This window comes from Muricoccus nepalensis (genome assembly GCF_006438825.1).
In the GTDB taxonomy this organism is placed as follows: Bacteria; Pseudomonadota; Alphaproteobacteria; order Acetobacterales; family Acetobacteraceae; genus Roseomonas; species Roseomonas nepalensis.
Window position 1 is genome coordinate 124,129 of record NZ_RCZP01000004.1, and the last position, 14,071, is coordinate 138,199.

The 14,071-nt window shown below is 72.2% G+C and carries 12 protein-coding genes; 10 read left to right on the plus strand and 2 right to left on the minus strand.

The window, feature by feature from the left end:
- Positions 1 to 22: 22 nt before the first annotated feature.
- Positions 23 to 1,702 (minus strand): hypothetical protein, encoded by a 1,680-nt coding sequence (locus EAH89_RS07005; protein WP_140882082.1) that lies wholly within the window; start codon positions 1,700 to 1,702, stop codon positions 23 to 25.
- A gap of 130 nt (positions 1,703 to 1,832) precedes the next feature.
- On the opposite strand from EAH89_RS07005, the gene EAH89_RS07010 reads away from it, so the two are divergent.
- The 7 genes from EAH89_RS07010 to EAH89_RS07040 all read left to right on the plus strand — a co-directional run bounded on the left by EAH89_RS07010 (position 1,833) and on the right by EAH89_RS07040 (position 8,594).
- Complete coding sequence (locus tag EAH89_RS07010) at positions 1,833 to 2,543, plus strand: vWA domain-containing protein (protein ID WP_140882083.1); 711 nt, start codon at positions 1,833 to 1,835, stop codon at positions 2,541 to 2,543.
- Positions 2,540 to 3,214, plus strand: a complete 675-nt coding sequence (locus tag EAH89_RS07015; protein WP_140882084.1) for a J domain-containing protein — start codon at positions 2,540 to 2,542, stop codon at positions 3,212 to 3,214. The genes EAH89_RS07010 and EAH89_RS07015 overlap by 4 nt, the downstream gene beginning before the upstream one ends.
- Before the next feature lie 73 nt (positions 3,215 to 3,287).
- On the plus strand, positions 3,288 to 4,160 hold the full coding sequence (galU, locus tag EAH89_RS07020; protein WP_140882085.1) for a UTP--glucose-1-phosphate uridylyltransferase GalU: 873 nt from the start codon (positions 3,288 to 3,290) through the stop codon (positions 4,158 to 4,160).
- A 198-nt stretch (positions 4,161 to 4,358) separates the two neighbouring features.
- Positions 4,359 to 5,663 carry a UDP-glucose dehydrogenase family protein gene (locus EAH89_RS07025; protein WP_140882086.1) on the plus strand — a complete coding sequence of 435 codons (1,305 nt, stop codon included), beginning with the start codon at positions 4,359 to 4,361 and terminating at the stop codon, positions 5,661 to 5,663.
- 12 nt (positions 5,664 to 5,675) lie between these two features.
- The gene (gene pgmG / locus EAH89_RS07030) at positions 5,676 to 7,088 is read left to right on the plus strand and encodes a phosphoglucomutase/phosphomannomutase PgmG (RefSeq protein WP_140882087.1); all 1,413 of its coding nucleotides are present in this window, start codon (positions 5,676 to 5,678) and stop codon (positions 7,086 to 7,088) included.
- Positions 7,088 to 7,435: a gamma-glutamylcyclotransferase family protein gene (locus EAH89_RS31850; protein ID WP_277753787.1), complete on the plus strand. Its 348-nt coding sequence runs from the start codon at positions 7,088 to 7,090 to the stop codon at positions 7,433 to 7,435. Before pgmG ends, EAH89_RS31850 begins: the two co-directional genes overlap by 1 nt.
- A gap of 82 nt (positions 7,436 to 7,517) precedes the next feature.
- The gene (locus tag EAH89_RS07040; RefSeq protein WP_241666892.1) at positions 7,518 to 8,594 is read left to right on the plus strand and encodes a DSD1 family PLP-dependent enzyme; all 1,077 of its coding nucleotides are present in this window, start codon (positions 7,518 to 7,520) and stop codon (positions 8,592 to 8,594) included.
- Between the two features lie 54 nt (positions 8,595 to 8,648).
- Here EAH89_RS07040 and EAH89_RS07045 read toward each other — a convergent pair whose 3' ends face one another.
- Positions 8,649 to 9,869: a D-alanyl-D-alanine carboxypeptidase family protein gene (locus tag EAH89_RS07045; RefSeq protein WP_206667476.1), complete on the minus strand. Its 1,221-nt coding sequence runs from the start codon at positions 9,867 to 9,869 to the stop codon at positions 8,649 to 8,651.
- A gap of 360 nt (positions 9,870 to 10,229) precedes the next feature.
- Between EAH89_RS07045 and EAH89_RS07050 the strand changes: the two genes are divergently transcribed.
- The 3 genes from EAH89_RS07050 (at position 10,230) to clpA (ending at position 14,045) form a co-directional block, all read left to right on the plus strand.
- Positions 10,230 to 10,760, plus strand: a complete 531-nt coding sequence (locus EAH89_RS07050) for a phasin family protein (RefSeq protein ID WP_140882090.1) — start codon at positions 10,230 to 10,232, stop codon at positions 10,758 to 10,760.
- A 288-nt stretch (positions 10,761 to 11,048) separates the two neighbouring features.
- Complete coding sequence (clpS, locus tag EAH89_RS07055; RefSeq protein ID WP_140882091.1) at positions 11,049 to 11,486, plus strand: ATP-dependent Clp protease adapter ClpS; 438 nt, start codon at positions 11,049 to 11,051, stop codon at positions 11,484 to 11,486.
- 192 nt (positions 11,487 to 11,678) lie between these two features.
- Entirely contained in the window at positions 11,679 to 14,045 is a 2,367-nt protein-coding gene (gene clpA, locus EAH89_RS07060; RefSeq protein WP_140882092.1) for an ATP-dependent Clp protease ATP-binding subunit ClpA, read from the plus strand.
- The last annotated feature ends 26 nt before the right edge of the window (positions 14,046 to 14,071 follow it).

Below are 14,071 nucleotides of genomic sequence, written 5' to 3' on the forward strand. Positions count from 1 at the left end.
GGGCGGCGCCCGGCGGGGGCGCTCAGCGGCCGGGAGGGGTCGCCGTCGCCGTGAGGTTCAGCTCGCGCACGGCCTGGTCCGGGGGCATGCCGGCGAAGCCCATGGCCTGGAGGAAGGCGACGGGCTTGGCCGGGCGGATCGCCAGCTCGATCGTGCCGAGGTCGCGGGCGAAGCTCGCGAAGGCCTCCCGCACGCGGGTGACGCCCGGTGCCTCCTTGCCGCGGCCGGCGCCGGGCAGCGGGGTGCGCAGCGCCATCGTGGCGTAGCGCTCGCGGAGCTGGCGCTCGGGCACGCGCTCCTCGGCGGCCTGGCGGGCGACGAGGGCGCGCAGCAGGCCCTGGTCGGCGTAGCGAAGGCTCATCGACGCCACGGCCCAGTTCGAGACGAGGGCCAGGGGGTCGTCGGTCGCGGGCTGGCCGGGGACGGGCACGTCGAAGCCGCGGATATCCATCGTCGTGCCGAAGCGGCCCATGCCGTCGGCCTGGATGAAGAAGTGCTCGATCACCAGCCGCCCCTCCTTGCGGGTCAGGCGCGTGTCCACGCCGAGGCCGCCCTGGATGCCCTTGAAGCCCAGCGAATCGAGCATCGCGCCGCCGTATTCGGGGGGAAGGTCGAGCCGGAGGCCCTCCACGCCCAGGCGGCCGACCTCGACGCCCGGCGCCGCCGCGTCCCAGGTGTTGAGGCCGCGGATGGCGGCGATGCTCAGGACCGGCGTGCCGCCGAGCGCGAGGGCGATGCCCTCGATCGCCGCCGACTGGTCCTGGCCGGGCGCGCCCTGGGGCGGGTTGAGGTTGTGGGCGATGGCGTAGGCGGTGTCGCGCAGCGCGACGCCGCCGAAGCCGATGCGGGCGACCTCCGCGGCGAAGGGGCCGCTGTTGGGCGCGTCGCCCTGCACGGCCAGCCCCGCCATCGCGAGGGTGGCCAGGCGCCCCTCGCCCCAGCCGTCGAGCTGGGTGCGGCCGAGGCGGAAGGCGACGTTCTCCTTCTCCACCGCGACCTCGGCGCCCTCGATCAGGGCGCTGTCCGCGGCCAGGACCCAGGGGTCGAAGGGCTGGCCGAAGCGGGGCAGTGCGGCGCCGGCCAGGCGGGCGCGGGCGAGGCCGATCCGCGTCTCGCCCTCGCGCCGGTCGACGAAGCGAAGGCCCTCGATCGCCGCCTCGCGCAGGGTGCCGGGGGCGTAGCCGGCGACCTGCATCCGGGCGAGTTCGGCCACGGCGACGCCGGGGGTCTCGACGCGCAGCTCCTCGCCCACCGCGGCCTCGATCGCGGCGCCGGACCAGTCGACCGCGGGGCCGTCCGCCCGCGTCGGGAGGGAGAGGGCGGAGAAGGCGAGGCGGACCGCGGTCGCGACCATGGGGCGGGGGCCGCCGTCGGGGTCCGGCGCCTCAACCCGCACCCCGTTCAGCAGCGCGCGGCCCACGCCGTCCGCCCGGAGGTCGTCGAGGGTGGCGTCGACCACGGTCATTCGCTCCGCGCCGCGGCGGATGGTGACGCCCTGCAGCACCGCGCGGCCGCTGACGGGGTCGATGGTGCGGCTGGTCCACTCCAGGGCGCCGTCGGGGCCGAGGCCGGCGCGAATCCGGGCGGCGGCGGCGTCGAAGCGGCGCTCCCCCTCGGCCTGGGCCAGGACGCCGGCGGTGAGGGCGCCGAGGGCCACGGGCAGGGCCAGGCAGGTGGCGAGCAGAAGGGGGCGGCGGCGCATGGGGCGGCGGTCTCCGAAGGTGGCGAAAGGCTAGGCGATGCCCCCTCGTCGCGCCACTCGTCCCGCGCGTTTCCCGCGCCGGGGGAACCCCCTCTGTTCCGCCGCCCGGGGGACGCACCATGTTCAGGCCATGGCCAAGCCGCCCGTGCCCGCTCCCCCCCTCTCCGCCCCCGCCGGGAGCGCCGTCTCGGCCTTCCTCCAGCGGGCGGCGGGCCTGCCGGCCCTGCGCGCCGCCCCCTCCCCGGCGCGGCTGATCTTCGCGGTGGACGCGACGGCCAGCCGCCAGCCGACCTGGGACCGCGCCTGCCACGTCCAGGCCGAGATGTTCGCGGCGACGGCGGGGCGGCTGACCGTGAGCCTGGCCTTCTATCGCGGCCACGGGGAGTTCCTGGCTTCCCCCTTCCTGGCCGAGCCGGCGGCGCTGGCCGCGCGGATGACGGGCGTGGACTGCCGGGGCGGGCACACGCAGATCCTGCGCCTGCTGCGCCACGCCGAGGCCGAGGCGGCCCGCGCGCGGCTGCACGCCCTCGTCTTCGTGGGCGACGCGGTGGAGGAGGAGCCCGACCCGATCTGGGCCGCCGCCAGCCGGCTCGGCGCGCGGGGGGTGCCCGCCTTCGTCTTCCAGGAGGGCGACGACCCCGGCGCGCAGGCCGTGCTGCGGGGCATCGCCCGGCGCTCCGGGGGCGCCTGGGCGCCCTTCGACCACCGCAGCCCGCGCGCGCTGGCCGACCTGCTGCGCGGCGCGGCCGCCTACGCCGCGGGCGGGCGGGAGGCGCTGGCGCGGCTGCCGGGCGCGGGCGGGCTACTGGCGCAGCTCCCGGCGCCGGGGGCGGGCCGATGATCTGGCTGGCCGCGGGGGCGATCCTGCTGCTCCTGGCCGCGGGCGGGCTGCGGGCCTTCAGCGCGGCGAGCGTCGGGCAGGTGAAGACCGTGCTGGCGGGCACGGCCGCGGCGCTCGGCCTCGTGGTGGTCGCGGTCGTGCTCGTCGCGGGGCGGGCGGGGCAGCTGTTCTGGGCCCTGGCCCTGTTCGGGCCCATGGCCTGGCGCTGGTGGAAGGCGCGGCAGCCGCCCGGCGGCTTCGGGGGCGCGGCGCCCGACCTGGTGGAGACGGCGATGCTGTCGATGCGCCTCGACCCCGCCTCCGGCACCCTGTCGGGCCGGGTGCTGCGCGGGCGCTGGGCGGGGCGGGACCTGGCGGAGCTGGACCTGGCCGCGTTGCGGGCGCTCCGGGCCGAGGCGGCGGCGGACGATCCCGAGAGCGTGCCGCTGGTGGAGGCCTGGCTCGACCGCTCCCAGCCCGGCTGGCGCGAGGCGGACGGGGAGGCGCCGGCCGGGCCCGACGCGCCGCCGCGGGCGGAGGCGCTGGCGATCCTCGGCCTGTCGGAAGGGGCGACGGAGGCGGAGATCCGGGCCGCCCACGCGCGGCTGATGCGCGCGGCCCATCCCGACGCCGGCGGGTCGGACTGGCTGGCTGCCCGGCTGAACGCCGCCCGCGACGCCCTGCTGGGCTGAGGGCCATGGCATTCCCAACCCCGGCACGCCGTGGCACATCAGGGCCCATGAGATACAGGAGGGATACAAGCCCGTGCTGAAGCCATTGAAAAAGGCGGTCCTGCCCGTCGCCGGCCTGGGCACGCGCTTCCTGCCGGCCACCAAGGCGCTGGCCAAGGAAATGCTGCCGATCGTGGACAAGCCCCTCATCCAGTATGCGGTGGAGGAGGCCCGGGCGGCCGGCATCGAGCAGTTCTGCTTCATCACAGGGCGCGGCAAGACCGCCATCGTCGAGCACTTCGACGTGGCCTACGAGCTTGAGCGGACGCTGGCCGAACGCAACAAGAACGCCCTGCTCGAGGACCTGCGGGCGGCGGCGCTGGAGCCGGGCTCCATCACCACGGTGCGCCAGCAGGTGCCCATGGGGCTCGGCCACGCGATCTGGTGCGCGCGGAGCTTCATCGGCGACGACCCCTTCGCCATCCTGCTGCCCGACGACCTCATGCAGTGCGAGGTCTCCTGCACGAAGCAGCTCGCCGACGCCTACCTGGAGACTGGCGGCAACGTCGTCGCCATCGAGGAGGTGCCGATGGAGCGCGTCAACAAGTACGGCGTGCTCGACGTGGCCGAGGACAAGGGGCGGCTCGTCTCGGTGAAGGGGCTGGTGGAGAAGCCGAAGGTCGAGGACGCGCCGTCGAACCTCACCATCATCGGCCGCTACGTCCTCATGCCCGAGGTGATCGGCTTCCTTTCGGAGATGGAGAAGGGCGCGGGCGGGGAGGTGCAGCTCACCGACAGCATGGCGAAGCTGATCGGCACCCAGCCCTTCCATGGGCTCCGCTACCAGGGCCGACGCTTCGACTGCGGCGACAAGGCGGGCTTCCTTGAGGCGCAAATCGCCTTCGCGCTGAAGCGGCCCGACCTGGCCGCGGCCGTGCGGGCCTTCCTGCCGCGCTACATGGCCTGAGGCCGGCGGGCCGGCTCCGGCCGGTCAGTTCCCCGGACCGAAACGGGCGGCGGCCCGTCGATTGGCCTTGATCGATTCGATGGCTTTTTGAACACAGCTTGAGGATCGCGGGGTCGCTCGTATCGACCCCGCGGGGTCGGGACGATAAGGAAGGGCCGCCGCAACGCCCCCCTTTCCGGGGCTGGACTGAGGATTCGCATGCGCGTCGCAATGATTGGGGCCGGCTATGTCGGGCTTGTCTCGGGGGCCTGCTTCGCGGAGTTCGGCGTCGATGTCTGCGTGGTCGACACCGAGGTCTCCAAGGTCGAGGCGCTGCGCGCCGGCCGGATTCCCATCTACGAGCCCGGGCTGGACCGGCTGGTGGAGGAGAACGCGCGGGACGGCCGGCTGAGCTTCACGACCGACCTGGCCGAGGCCATCACGGGCGCGGACGCGGTCTTCCTCGCGGTCGGCACGCCGTCGCGCCGCGGCGACGGGCACGCGGACCTCTCCTACGTGTTCGCCGCCGCCGAGCAGGTGGCGCGGGCGGCCAAGGGGCCGCTGGTGCTGGTGACGAAGTCCACCGTGCCGGTCGGCACCGGGCGCAAGATCAAGGAGATCCTGCGCAAGGTGCGGCCCGACCTCGAGATCGACGTCGCCTCCAACCCGGAGTTCCTGCGCGAGGGCAACGCAATCGGCGACTTCATGCGGCCGGACCGCGTGGTGATCGGCGCCGAGAGCGAGCGCGCCTTCGCGGTGCTGCGCCGCCTCTACCGCCCGCTCTACCTCATCGAGACGCCCATCGTGCAGACCGGGCTCGAGACGGCGGAGTTGATCAAGTACGCGGCCAACGCCTTCCTGGCCGTGAAGATCACCTTCATCAACCAGATGGCCGACCTCTGCGAGAAGGCCGGGGCGGACGTGCACGACGTGGCCCGCGGCATGGGGCTGGACGGGCGCATCGGGCGGAAGTTCCTCCACGCGGGGCCGGGCTATGGCGGCTCCTGCTTCCCGAAGGACACGCTGGCGCTGGCCCGCACTGCGCAGGAGCTCGGCGCGCCCGTCACGATCGTCGAGCAGACGATCGCGGCGAACGACGCCCGCAAGGAGGCCATGGCGGCGCGCGTGATCGCGGCGCTGGGCGGTGCGGCCCAGGGCAAGACCGTCGCGGTGCTCGGCCTGACCTTCAAGCCCGAGACGGACGACATGCGCGACGCGCCCTCCCTCGTGGTGGTGCCGCGGCTGGCGGAGGCGGGCGCCACCATCCGCACCTACGACCCGCAGCCCGGCCACGCGCGGCAGATGATGCCGGCGGGCGTGCATTTCGCGGACACCGCGCTCGGCGCGGTGGAGGGCGCGGACGCGGTGGTGCTACTGACGGAGTGGAACGAGTTCCGCGCCCTCTCGCCCCAGAAGATCAAGGCGGCGATGAAGGGGGACGTGGTGCTCGACCTGCGCAACGCCTGGGACCCGGCGAGCTTCCGCGAGGCTGGTCTCACCTATCAATCCATCGGACGACAGTAGGGCGCCCCCGCCATGACCGGCTTCAGCCACCGCTTCGACCCGACCAGCCTGCGCGAGTATGACATCCGCGGCGTGGTCGGGAAAACCCTCTCCGGGGAGGACGCCTTCGCCATCGGGCGCGTCTTCGGCACCATCGTCTCGCGCAAGGGCGGCCGGAAGGTCGCGGTCGGCTATGACGGGCGCCTCTCCTCCCCGATGCTGGAGGAGCGGCTGGTCGCGGGGCTCATGGCCTCGGGCATGGAGGTGATCCGCATCGGCTGCGGGCCGACGCCGATGCTCTACTTCGCCTCCTATCACTTCAAGACCGACGGCGCCGTGATGGTGACGGGCAGCCACAACCCGCCCGACTACAACGGCTTCAAGTCGATGATCGGCAAGAAGCCGTTCTTCGGGAAGGATATCCAGGACCTCGGCGCCATGGCCGCCTCCGGCGACGTGGTGGAGGAGGCCCAGGGGTCGTCGAGCAACGTCGACATTTCCGAGGACTACGTCGCGCGGCTGATGCAGGACTACGACGGCGGCGAGCGCGCGCTGAAGGTGGTCTGGGACCCTGGCAACGGCTCGGGCGCGGAGATCACCAAGATGCTGGCGGCGCGCCTGCCCGGCCAGCACACCGTGATTAACGGCGAGATCGACGGCAACTTCCCGGCGCATCACCCCGATCCCACGGTGGCGAAGAACCTCGAGCAGATCATCGCGGAGGTGGCGAAGCAGGGCGCGGACCTCGGCATCGCCTTCGACGGCGACGCGGACCGCATCGGCGTGGTCGACAACGACGGCAACATCCTGTTCGGCGACCAGCTTCTCGTGGTGCTGGCGCGCGACGTGCTGAAGAGCAAGCCGGGCGGCACGATCATCGCCGACGTGAAGGCGAGCCAGGTGCTGTTCGACGAGGTCGCCAAGGCCGGTGGCACGCCGCTGATGTGGAAGACGGGCCACTCCCTCATCAAGTCCAAGATGGCGGAGACGGGCGCGCCGCTGGCCGGCGAGATGTCGGGCCACATCTTCTTCGCGGACAAGTGGTACGGCTTCGACGACGCGCCCTACTCCGCGGTGCGGCTGCTCGGGATCGTGGCCCGCATGACGGAGACGCTCTCCCAGGTCCGGGACGCCATGCCGAAGGTGATCAACACGCCCGAGCTTCGCTTCGACTGCTCCGAGGAGCGGAAGTTCGTGGTGGTGCAGGAGGTCAAGGACCGCCTGGCCGCCGAGGGCGCCAAGGTGCAGGACGTGGACGGCGTGCGCGTGCTGACCGAGGACGGCTGGTGGCTGCTGCGCGCCTCCAACACCCAGGCCGTGCTGGTGGCCCGCGCGGAGGCCGGCAGCCCCGAGGGGCTCGAGCGCCTCAAGGGCATGATCGCGACGCAGCTGGAGGCCAGCGGCCTGGCGGCGCCGGACTTCACCGGGGAGAACGCGGGGCACTGATCCCGGTCTTCCTCTACGGCACCCTGCTCGACCGGCGCACCCTCGCGCGCCGGTCGGGCGACGCCGCGCTGGCGCGCTCGATGCGGCCGGCGGTGCTACCGGGGCAGGCGCGCGTCTTCTTCCGCGGTACCCCCTACCCCACCCTGCTTGCCCGGCCCGGCGCGCGGGTGGAGGGGGCGCTCGTCCGCCCCTCCCTGGACGCGCTGGCCGCGCTGCGGCGCTACGAGGGTCCCTGCTACCGGCTGTGCCCCGTTCGCGTGCGGGCCCGGCGTGGTTGGTGCCGGGCACGGGCCTGGGTGGTGCCGCGCTGGATGGCCTCCCGCGAGCCCTGGCCGCGGCGGGCCTGACGCCCGGGCCCGGCCGGGCTAGAAAGGCGCCGACGACGGAGCGCCCGAGGCCATGCTGCAATCCCCGCCTGCCGAACCCGGAATGCGCGAGGAGGAGGTCGATACCCCCGCCCTCCTGATCGACCTCGACGCCTTCGAGTCGAACCTCGACGCCATGGCGGCGCGGCTGGCCGGCACGGGGGCGAAGCTGCGGGCGCACGCCAAGACGCACAAGTCCGCGGCCATCGCGCACCAGCAGATGCGGCGCGGCGCCGTCGGGCAGTGCGTGCAGAAGGTGGCGGAGGCCGAGGCGCTGGCCTGGGGGGGCGTGCCGGACATCCTCGTCTCGAACCAGGTGGTGGACCCGCGGAAGCTGCGGCGGCTGGCGGCGCTCTCGGGACTCGCCAAGGTGGCGGTCTGCGCCGACGACCCCGCGGGGATCGACACCATGGCGGCGGTCGCCGAGGCGGCCGGGCGGCGGATGGAGGTGCTGGTCGAGATCGATGTCGGCGCCGGGCGCTGCGGCGTGGACCCCGGGCCAGAGGCGGTGGCGCTGGCCGAGCGGGTCGCGGCCTCGCCGCACCTGATCTTCGGAGGGCTGCAGGCCTATCACGGCAGCGCGCAGCACCGGCGCACGGTGGAGGAGCGGCGCGCCGCCATCGCTTACGCGGCGGACGGGGTGCGGCGCACGGTGGAGCAGCTTCGCCAGCGCGGCCTGCCCTGCCCCATCGTCGGCGGGGCCGGCACGGGGACCTACGAGCTCGAGCTCGAGGCCGGGCTCTGGACCGAGATCCAGGCGGGATCCTACGCCTTCATGGACGCCGACTACGCCGCCAACGGCGCGCCACCGCCCTTCCGGCAGAGCCTCTTCGTGCTCGCCCAGGTGATGTCGGCGCCAAGGGATGGGGTGGCGGTGCTCGACGCCGGGCACAAGGCCGTGGCGGTCGATTCGGGTCTTCCCCTGGTGTGGGAGCGGCCGGGGCTTCGCTACGCCGGCGCCTCCGACGAGCACGGGGCACTCGCGGTGGAGGGGGGCGCGCGGCCGCGGCTCGGGGAGCGCATCCGGCTGGTGCCGGGGCACTGCGACCCGACGGTGGATCGCTACGACTGGTATGTGGGCGTCCGTGGCGGGCGGGTGGAATGCCTCTGGCCGGTCTCGGCGCGGGGCGGGATGGCCTGAACGACGAAGGGGGCCGGCGAACCGGCCCCCTTGTTCCAAAACAGCGCGGGCGGCTCAGCGCCGCTTGGGCTTGGCGGGCGCGCGCGCCGGCGCCACGGGACGCCGCGCCGGGGAGGTCACGCGGACGAGGCCGCCGCCGTCGCCCTGCTCCACGACCCGGCGGGTCCGGGAGGCGCCGGCGCGGGCGGCCGTGCGGGCAGTGAGCGGGCGGAGCTCGGCGCGGGCGGCGGCCGCGGCGGACCGGCCGCGGGCCTCCGGCGAGAGGGGCCGCGCCACGCGCATCGACACCTGGCGAATGGCCGAGCGCGGCGCCTCGATCGTGGCCGCGCGGGCGCGGGCGAAGATCAGGGGGGTCCGGGCGAGGGCGATCGCCGCGTCCGGCACCCGGGCCGGGGGCGCGACGCCGAGTCGGGAGAAGCCGTCGTCGAGAAGCATGGCCGCGTGCCGGTCGCGCTCGGCCCAGGAGGCGCCGCCGAAGACGGAGACGAAGACCCGCTGGCCCCCGCGCTGGGCCGAGACGACGTTGTTGAAGCCGGAGGCGTTGATGAAGCCGGTCTTCACCCCGTCCACGCCGTCGTACTCGCCGAGCATGCGGTTGTGGTTGCGGAAGGCGTAGCTGCCGGCGCGGACAGTTGCGTTGCCGAAGTAGTGCCAGCGCTCGGGGAAATCGAGGTAGAGGCGACGGCCGAGGGTGGCCATGTCGCGGGCCGTGGTGGTCTGGTCCCAGTCCGGCAGGCCGGAGGCGTTGCGGAAGGTGGTGCTGGTCATGCCGAGCTGGCGGGCCCGCATGGTCATCATCTGGGCGAAGCGGTCCTCGGTCCCGCCCAGGGCCTCCCCGACGGCGACGGCCACGTCGTTGGCCGACTTCATCGTCAGGGCGTAGATAGCGACCTCCACCGGGATGGTCATGCCCGGGGGCACGCCCAGCTTGGAGGGCATGCGGCTGTTGGCCTCCTCGCTGATGTAGATCCTGCTGTCCATCGTCATGCGGCCCTCCCGCATGGCGTCGAACAGCATGTAGAGGGTCATCATCTTGGTGAGCGAGGCGGGGTAGCGCGGGGCGTCGGGGCTGGCGCCGCCGAGCGGCTGCCCGGTGCGGCCGTCCATGACGAAGGAGGAGTAGCGCTCGCTGCCGATCTGGGCGGCGGCGGGCTGGGCCGCCAGGAGCGCCGGGAGGAGGGCGGCCAGCCATCGGGCGCGCGACGCGGCCCGCAGGGCCGTTATTCCGGCCGCGCAACGCCGCCAGCCGCGCCAGGCGGCCAGACCGTCAACCATGTAGAACCCCCCAATGAACGAACCCGCCCCCGCGGGTTCCGGTAGCCCCGAGCCCTCTCGGGCACCGGTGCGCAGCCCCCCAGCCGCGCCGGGGGCAACGATACGGTGCGGGCGAGACGAATGTCTATTGTTCGTGGTTAAAAAATCCCTCAACGGGCGGAAATCGCTCGTTTTCCCCGACTCCCGGAGAGTTCAGCACGGAAGGGGCCGCACCGGGTGGACGCCGGGAAGGGTTTTATGCTGCGCTGCAAAAAAGTGCTGGACGAGGCCGCATCGGATTGTTAGAAGCCGTTTTGTTGCAGCGCAGCAAAGCCATGGCCCCGATCATGGCCTGCCTCTTCAGATCCAGGAGATGAGACCATGGCCAACGAGGCCCCCAAGATTGCCCGCATCGCGAGCGAGACCGTGAACACCGCCACCGCCGCCGCCGATGCCGGCCTGAACAAGACGACGCAGATGGCCGATGCCGGCGCGGCCCAGATCCGCACCGCCATGGAGCGCAGCATGGAGCAGGCCAGCAAGGCCGCCGAGGGCAGCATGAAGGCCGCCCAGGACTTCGCCGAGTTCTCGCGCGGCAACGTCGAGACCCTGACGCAGGTCACCCAGACCTGGATGACCGGCACGCAGGAGATCACCCGCCAGGCCTTCGCCCTGATGCAGGGCCTGGCCGACCACGCCCTCGAGGGCGCCCGCGCCCTTTCCGGCGTGAAGAGCCTCAAGGAGGCCGCCGAGATCCAGGCGACCTACGCCCGTGGCGGCATGGAGAAGGTGATGTCCGAGACGGCGAAGCTGCAGGAGGCCTCCTTCCGCCTCGTCGAGCAGGTCGCCACCCCGGTGACGCAGCGCGTGTCCCAGGCCGTCGAGCGCGCGACCAAGCCGCTCGCCGCCTGATCGCGACGGACCATCGGTGATCCGGCGCGGGGATACCCGCCGCCGGGCATCGCGGAACGCGGGGCCTCGCCCGCCTGCTCCCCCGGGGCAGGCGGGCGGGGCCCTTCGCGTTCCGGGCCGCCGGTTGCAAGCCCTGGCATGGGCCGGCGCGCGGCCCCATATTCTTAAAAGGCGTCGAGAGCCTTCACCTCGGGCGCCACGATCCGATATCCTTTCCTCAGACAATTCCAGCGCGGCGGACCGGCATTCCCTTGGCAAGGCCGTGATCCGTGAGACCATGGCGGGGCGATGAGCAAGCAGGACAAGCGCCCGAGAGGCACCCCAGGCCCCACCTCCGGGGACCCCGGTCAGGGCGGGCCCGACAAGGACGGGAACGGCCCCCAGCGCCCGGCCGGGCCGCCGGGCAACGGCGGGGCGGGCGGCGGCGAGGGGCCGGCGACCGGCGTGGTGGTGAAGGCGCGTCCCCGGACCCGCAAGCCCACCATGTACAAGGTCCTGATGCTGAACGACGACTACACGCCGATGGAGTTCGTCGTTCACGTCCTCGAAAGGTTCTTCCAGAAGAATCGGGACGAGGCGACGAAGATCATGCTCCACGTCCACCGGCGCGGGGTGGGGGTCTGCGGGGTCTTCACCTATGAGGTCGCCGAAACAAAGGTGACCCAGGTCATGGACCTGGCCCGGCAGAACCAGCATCCTCTTCAGTGCACGATCGAGAAGGAATGAGCTTGCGTTTCCGGGCCCCGATCGAAGGCACTGATACACGGCGTAACCCACACCTCCCCTCGGCGTTCGAGGGAAGGACCACAATATTCAACCCATCGACTTCTTGCGTACGGCCGTCCCAAGCGTCGCGCCCAGGTGGGCGCTCTGCCGGGAGATCCCGGCGGCCGTTGAGACAGGGGAGCGTCGAACGACATGCTGTCCCGTAACCTAGAACAGACGCTCCACCGCGCCCTTGGCCTCGCCAGCGAGCGCCGGCACGAGTACGCGACGCTGGAGCACCTGCTCCTCAGCCTTGCCGAAGACTCGGACGCGACCACCGTCCTCCGCGCCTGCGGGGTGGACGTGGACAAGCTCAAGCGCGACCTGGCGGAGTTCCTCGACAAGGACCTCGCGGGCCTCGTGACCGACCGCGGGGGCGATCCCAAGCCGACCGCCGGCTTCCAGCGGGTGGTCCAGCGGGCCGCCATCCATGTCCAGTCCTCCGGGCGGGACGAGGTGACCGGCGCCAACGTGCTGGTGGCCCTCTTCTCCGAGCGCGAGAGCCACGCGGTCTACTTCCTGCAGCTGCAGGACATGACGCGGCTGGACGCGGTGAACTTCATCTCCCATGGCATCGCCAAGGCGCCCGGCCGCAGCACCACCCGCCCCGTGCAGGGCAACGCGGGCAAGGACGGCGACGAGGGCGGCGAGAGCCGCGGCGGCGAGGAGCGGCGTGAGGGCGGCGCGAAGCGGGGCGGCGACGCGCTGTCCAACTACTGCGTCAACCTCAACAAGAAGGCCGGCCAGGGCAAGATCGACCCGCTGATCGGGCGCGCCGACGAGATCGAGCGCACGATCCAGATCCTCTGCCGCCGGACGAAGAACAACCCGCTCTACGTGGGCGACCCGGGCGTGGGCAAGACCGCCATCGCCGAGGGCCTGGCCAAGCGGATCATCGAGGAGGACGTGCCGGAGGTCCTGCTCAAGTCCACGATCTACGCGCTGGACATGGGCTCGCTCCTCGCCGGCACGCGCTACCGTGGTGACTTCGAGGAGCGGCTGAAGGCCGTCGTCAACGAGCTGGAGCAGCAGCCCGGCGCGATCCTGTTCATCGACGAGATCCACACGGTGATCGGCGCGGGAGCGACCTCGGGCGGGGCGATGGACGCGTCGAACCTGCTGAAGCCGGCGCTGGCCCAGGGCACGCTGCGCTGCATCGGCTCCACGACCTACAAGGAGTACCGGCAGCACTTCGAGAAGGACCGGGCGCTCGTCCGGCGCTTCCAGAAAATCGACGTGAACGAGCCGAACGTCGAGGACGCGGTGAAGATCCTCACCGGCCTGAAGACGAACTACGAGAAGCACCACAAGGTGAAGTACACGCCGGAGGCCATCCGCGGCGCGGTGGAGCTCTCGGTGAAGTACATCCACGACCGCAAGCTCCCGGACAAGGCGATCGACGTGATCGACGAGGTCGGCGCTTCCCGGATGCTGCTGCCCGAGAACAAGCGCCGCAAGACGGTGACGCTGAAGGACGTGGAGGACATCGTCGCGAAGATCGCGCGCATTCCCCCCAAGTCCGTCTCGACCGACGACAAGGAGGTGCTCAAGAACCTCGAGCGCGACCTGCGGTCGATGGTCTTCGGGCAGGACAAGGCGATCGAGACGCTCTCGGCGGCGATCAAGCTGTCCCGCGCGGGGCTGCGCGACGCGGAGAAGCCGATCGGCAACTACCTGTTCTCCGGCCCCACGGGCGTCGGCAAGACGGAGGTGGCCAAGCAGCTCTCCAAGACGCTCGGCATCGAGCTGATCCGCTTCGACATGTCCGAGTACATGGAGCGGCACAGCATCAGCCGGCTGATCGGCGCGCCCCCGGGCTATGTGGGCTTCGACCAGGGCGGCCTGCTGACGGACAGCATCGACCAGCACCCGCACGCGGTGCTCCTGCTCGACGAGATCGAGAAGGCGCACCAAGATCTCTACAACATCCTGTTGCAGGTGATGGACCACGGGAAACTGACCGACCACAACGGCAAGACGGTCGATTTCCGCAACGTCATCCTCATCATGACAACGAACGCCGGCGCGGCCGACATGGCGAAGCCCGCCATCGGCTTCGGCAGCAGCGTCCGCGTCGGCGAGGACGAGGAGGCGATCAAGCGGATGTTCACTCCGGAGTTCCGGAACCGCTTGGACGCTGTGGTGCCCTTCGCCGGGCTGACGCAGGAGATCGTCGGCAACGTGGTCGAGAAGTTCGTGATGCAGCTGGAGGCCCAGCTCGCGGATCGGAACGTGACCATCGAGCTGTCCTCCTCCGCCAAGGAGTGGCTCGCCGAGCGCGGCTACGACCCCCTGTACGGCGCACGGCCGCTGGCCCGCGTCATCCAGGAATACGTCAAGAAGCCGCTCGCCGAGGAGCTTCTCTTCGGCAAGCTGGTGAAGGGCGGGGCCGTGAAGGTCGGCTTTAAGGACGGCGCGCTGACCTTCGACATCGCCGAGGCGCCGCCGCCGGCGCTGCCGAAGCCGGACGAGGGCTCGGGTGACGGCGAGTCCGAGCGGGAGCCCGAGGCGGCGAACTAGCCCTGGGCCTTGTGACCTGACGGGGG

Bases quoted from the DNA above. Each gene is read 5' to 3' on its own strand.
- EAH89_RS07050 (WP_140882090.1), top strand. From the start codon at position 10,230: ATGGCCAACGAGGCCCCCAAGATTGCCCGCATCGCGAGCGAGACCGTG.
- pgmG (WP_140882087.1), top strand. From the start codon at position 5,676: ATGACCGGCTTCAGCCACCGCTTCGACCCGACCAGCCTGCGCGAGTAT.
- EAH89_RS07025 (WP_140882086.1), top strand. From the start codon at position 4,359: ATGCGCGTCGCAATGATTGGGGCCGGCTATGTCGGGCTTGTCTCGGGG.
- EAH89_RS07005 (WP_140882082.1), bottom strand. From the start codon at position 1,702: ATGCGCCGCCGCCCCCTTCTGCTCGCCACCTGCCTGGCCCTGCCCGTG.
- EAH89_RS07015 (WP_140882084.1), top strand. From the start codon at position 2,540: ATGATCTGGCTGGCCGCGGGGGCGATCCTGCTGCTCCTGGCCGCGGGC.
- EAH89_RS07045 (WP_206667476.1), bottom strand. From the start codon at position 9,869: ATGGTTGACGGTCTGGCCGCCTGGCGCGGCTGGCGGCGTTGCGCGGCC.
- EAH89_RS07010 (WP_140882083.1), top strand. From the start codon at position 1,833: ATGGCCAAGCCGCCCGTGCCCGCTCCCCCCCTCTCCGCCCCCGCCGGG.
- EAH89_RS07040 (WP_241666892.1), top strand. From the start codon at position 7,518: ATGCGCGAGGAGGAGGTCGATACCCCCGCCCTCCTGATCGACCTCGAC.
- clpS (WP_140882091.1), top strand. From the start codon at position 11,049: ATGAGCAAGCAGGACAAGCGCCCGAGAGGCACCCCAGGCCCCACCTCC.
- clpA (WP_140882092.1), top strand. From the start codon at position 11,679: ATGCTGTCCCGTAACCTAGAACAGACGCTCCACCGCGCCCTTGGCCTC.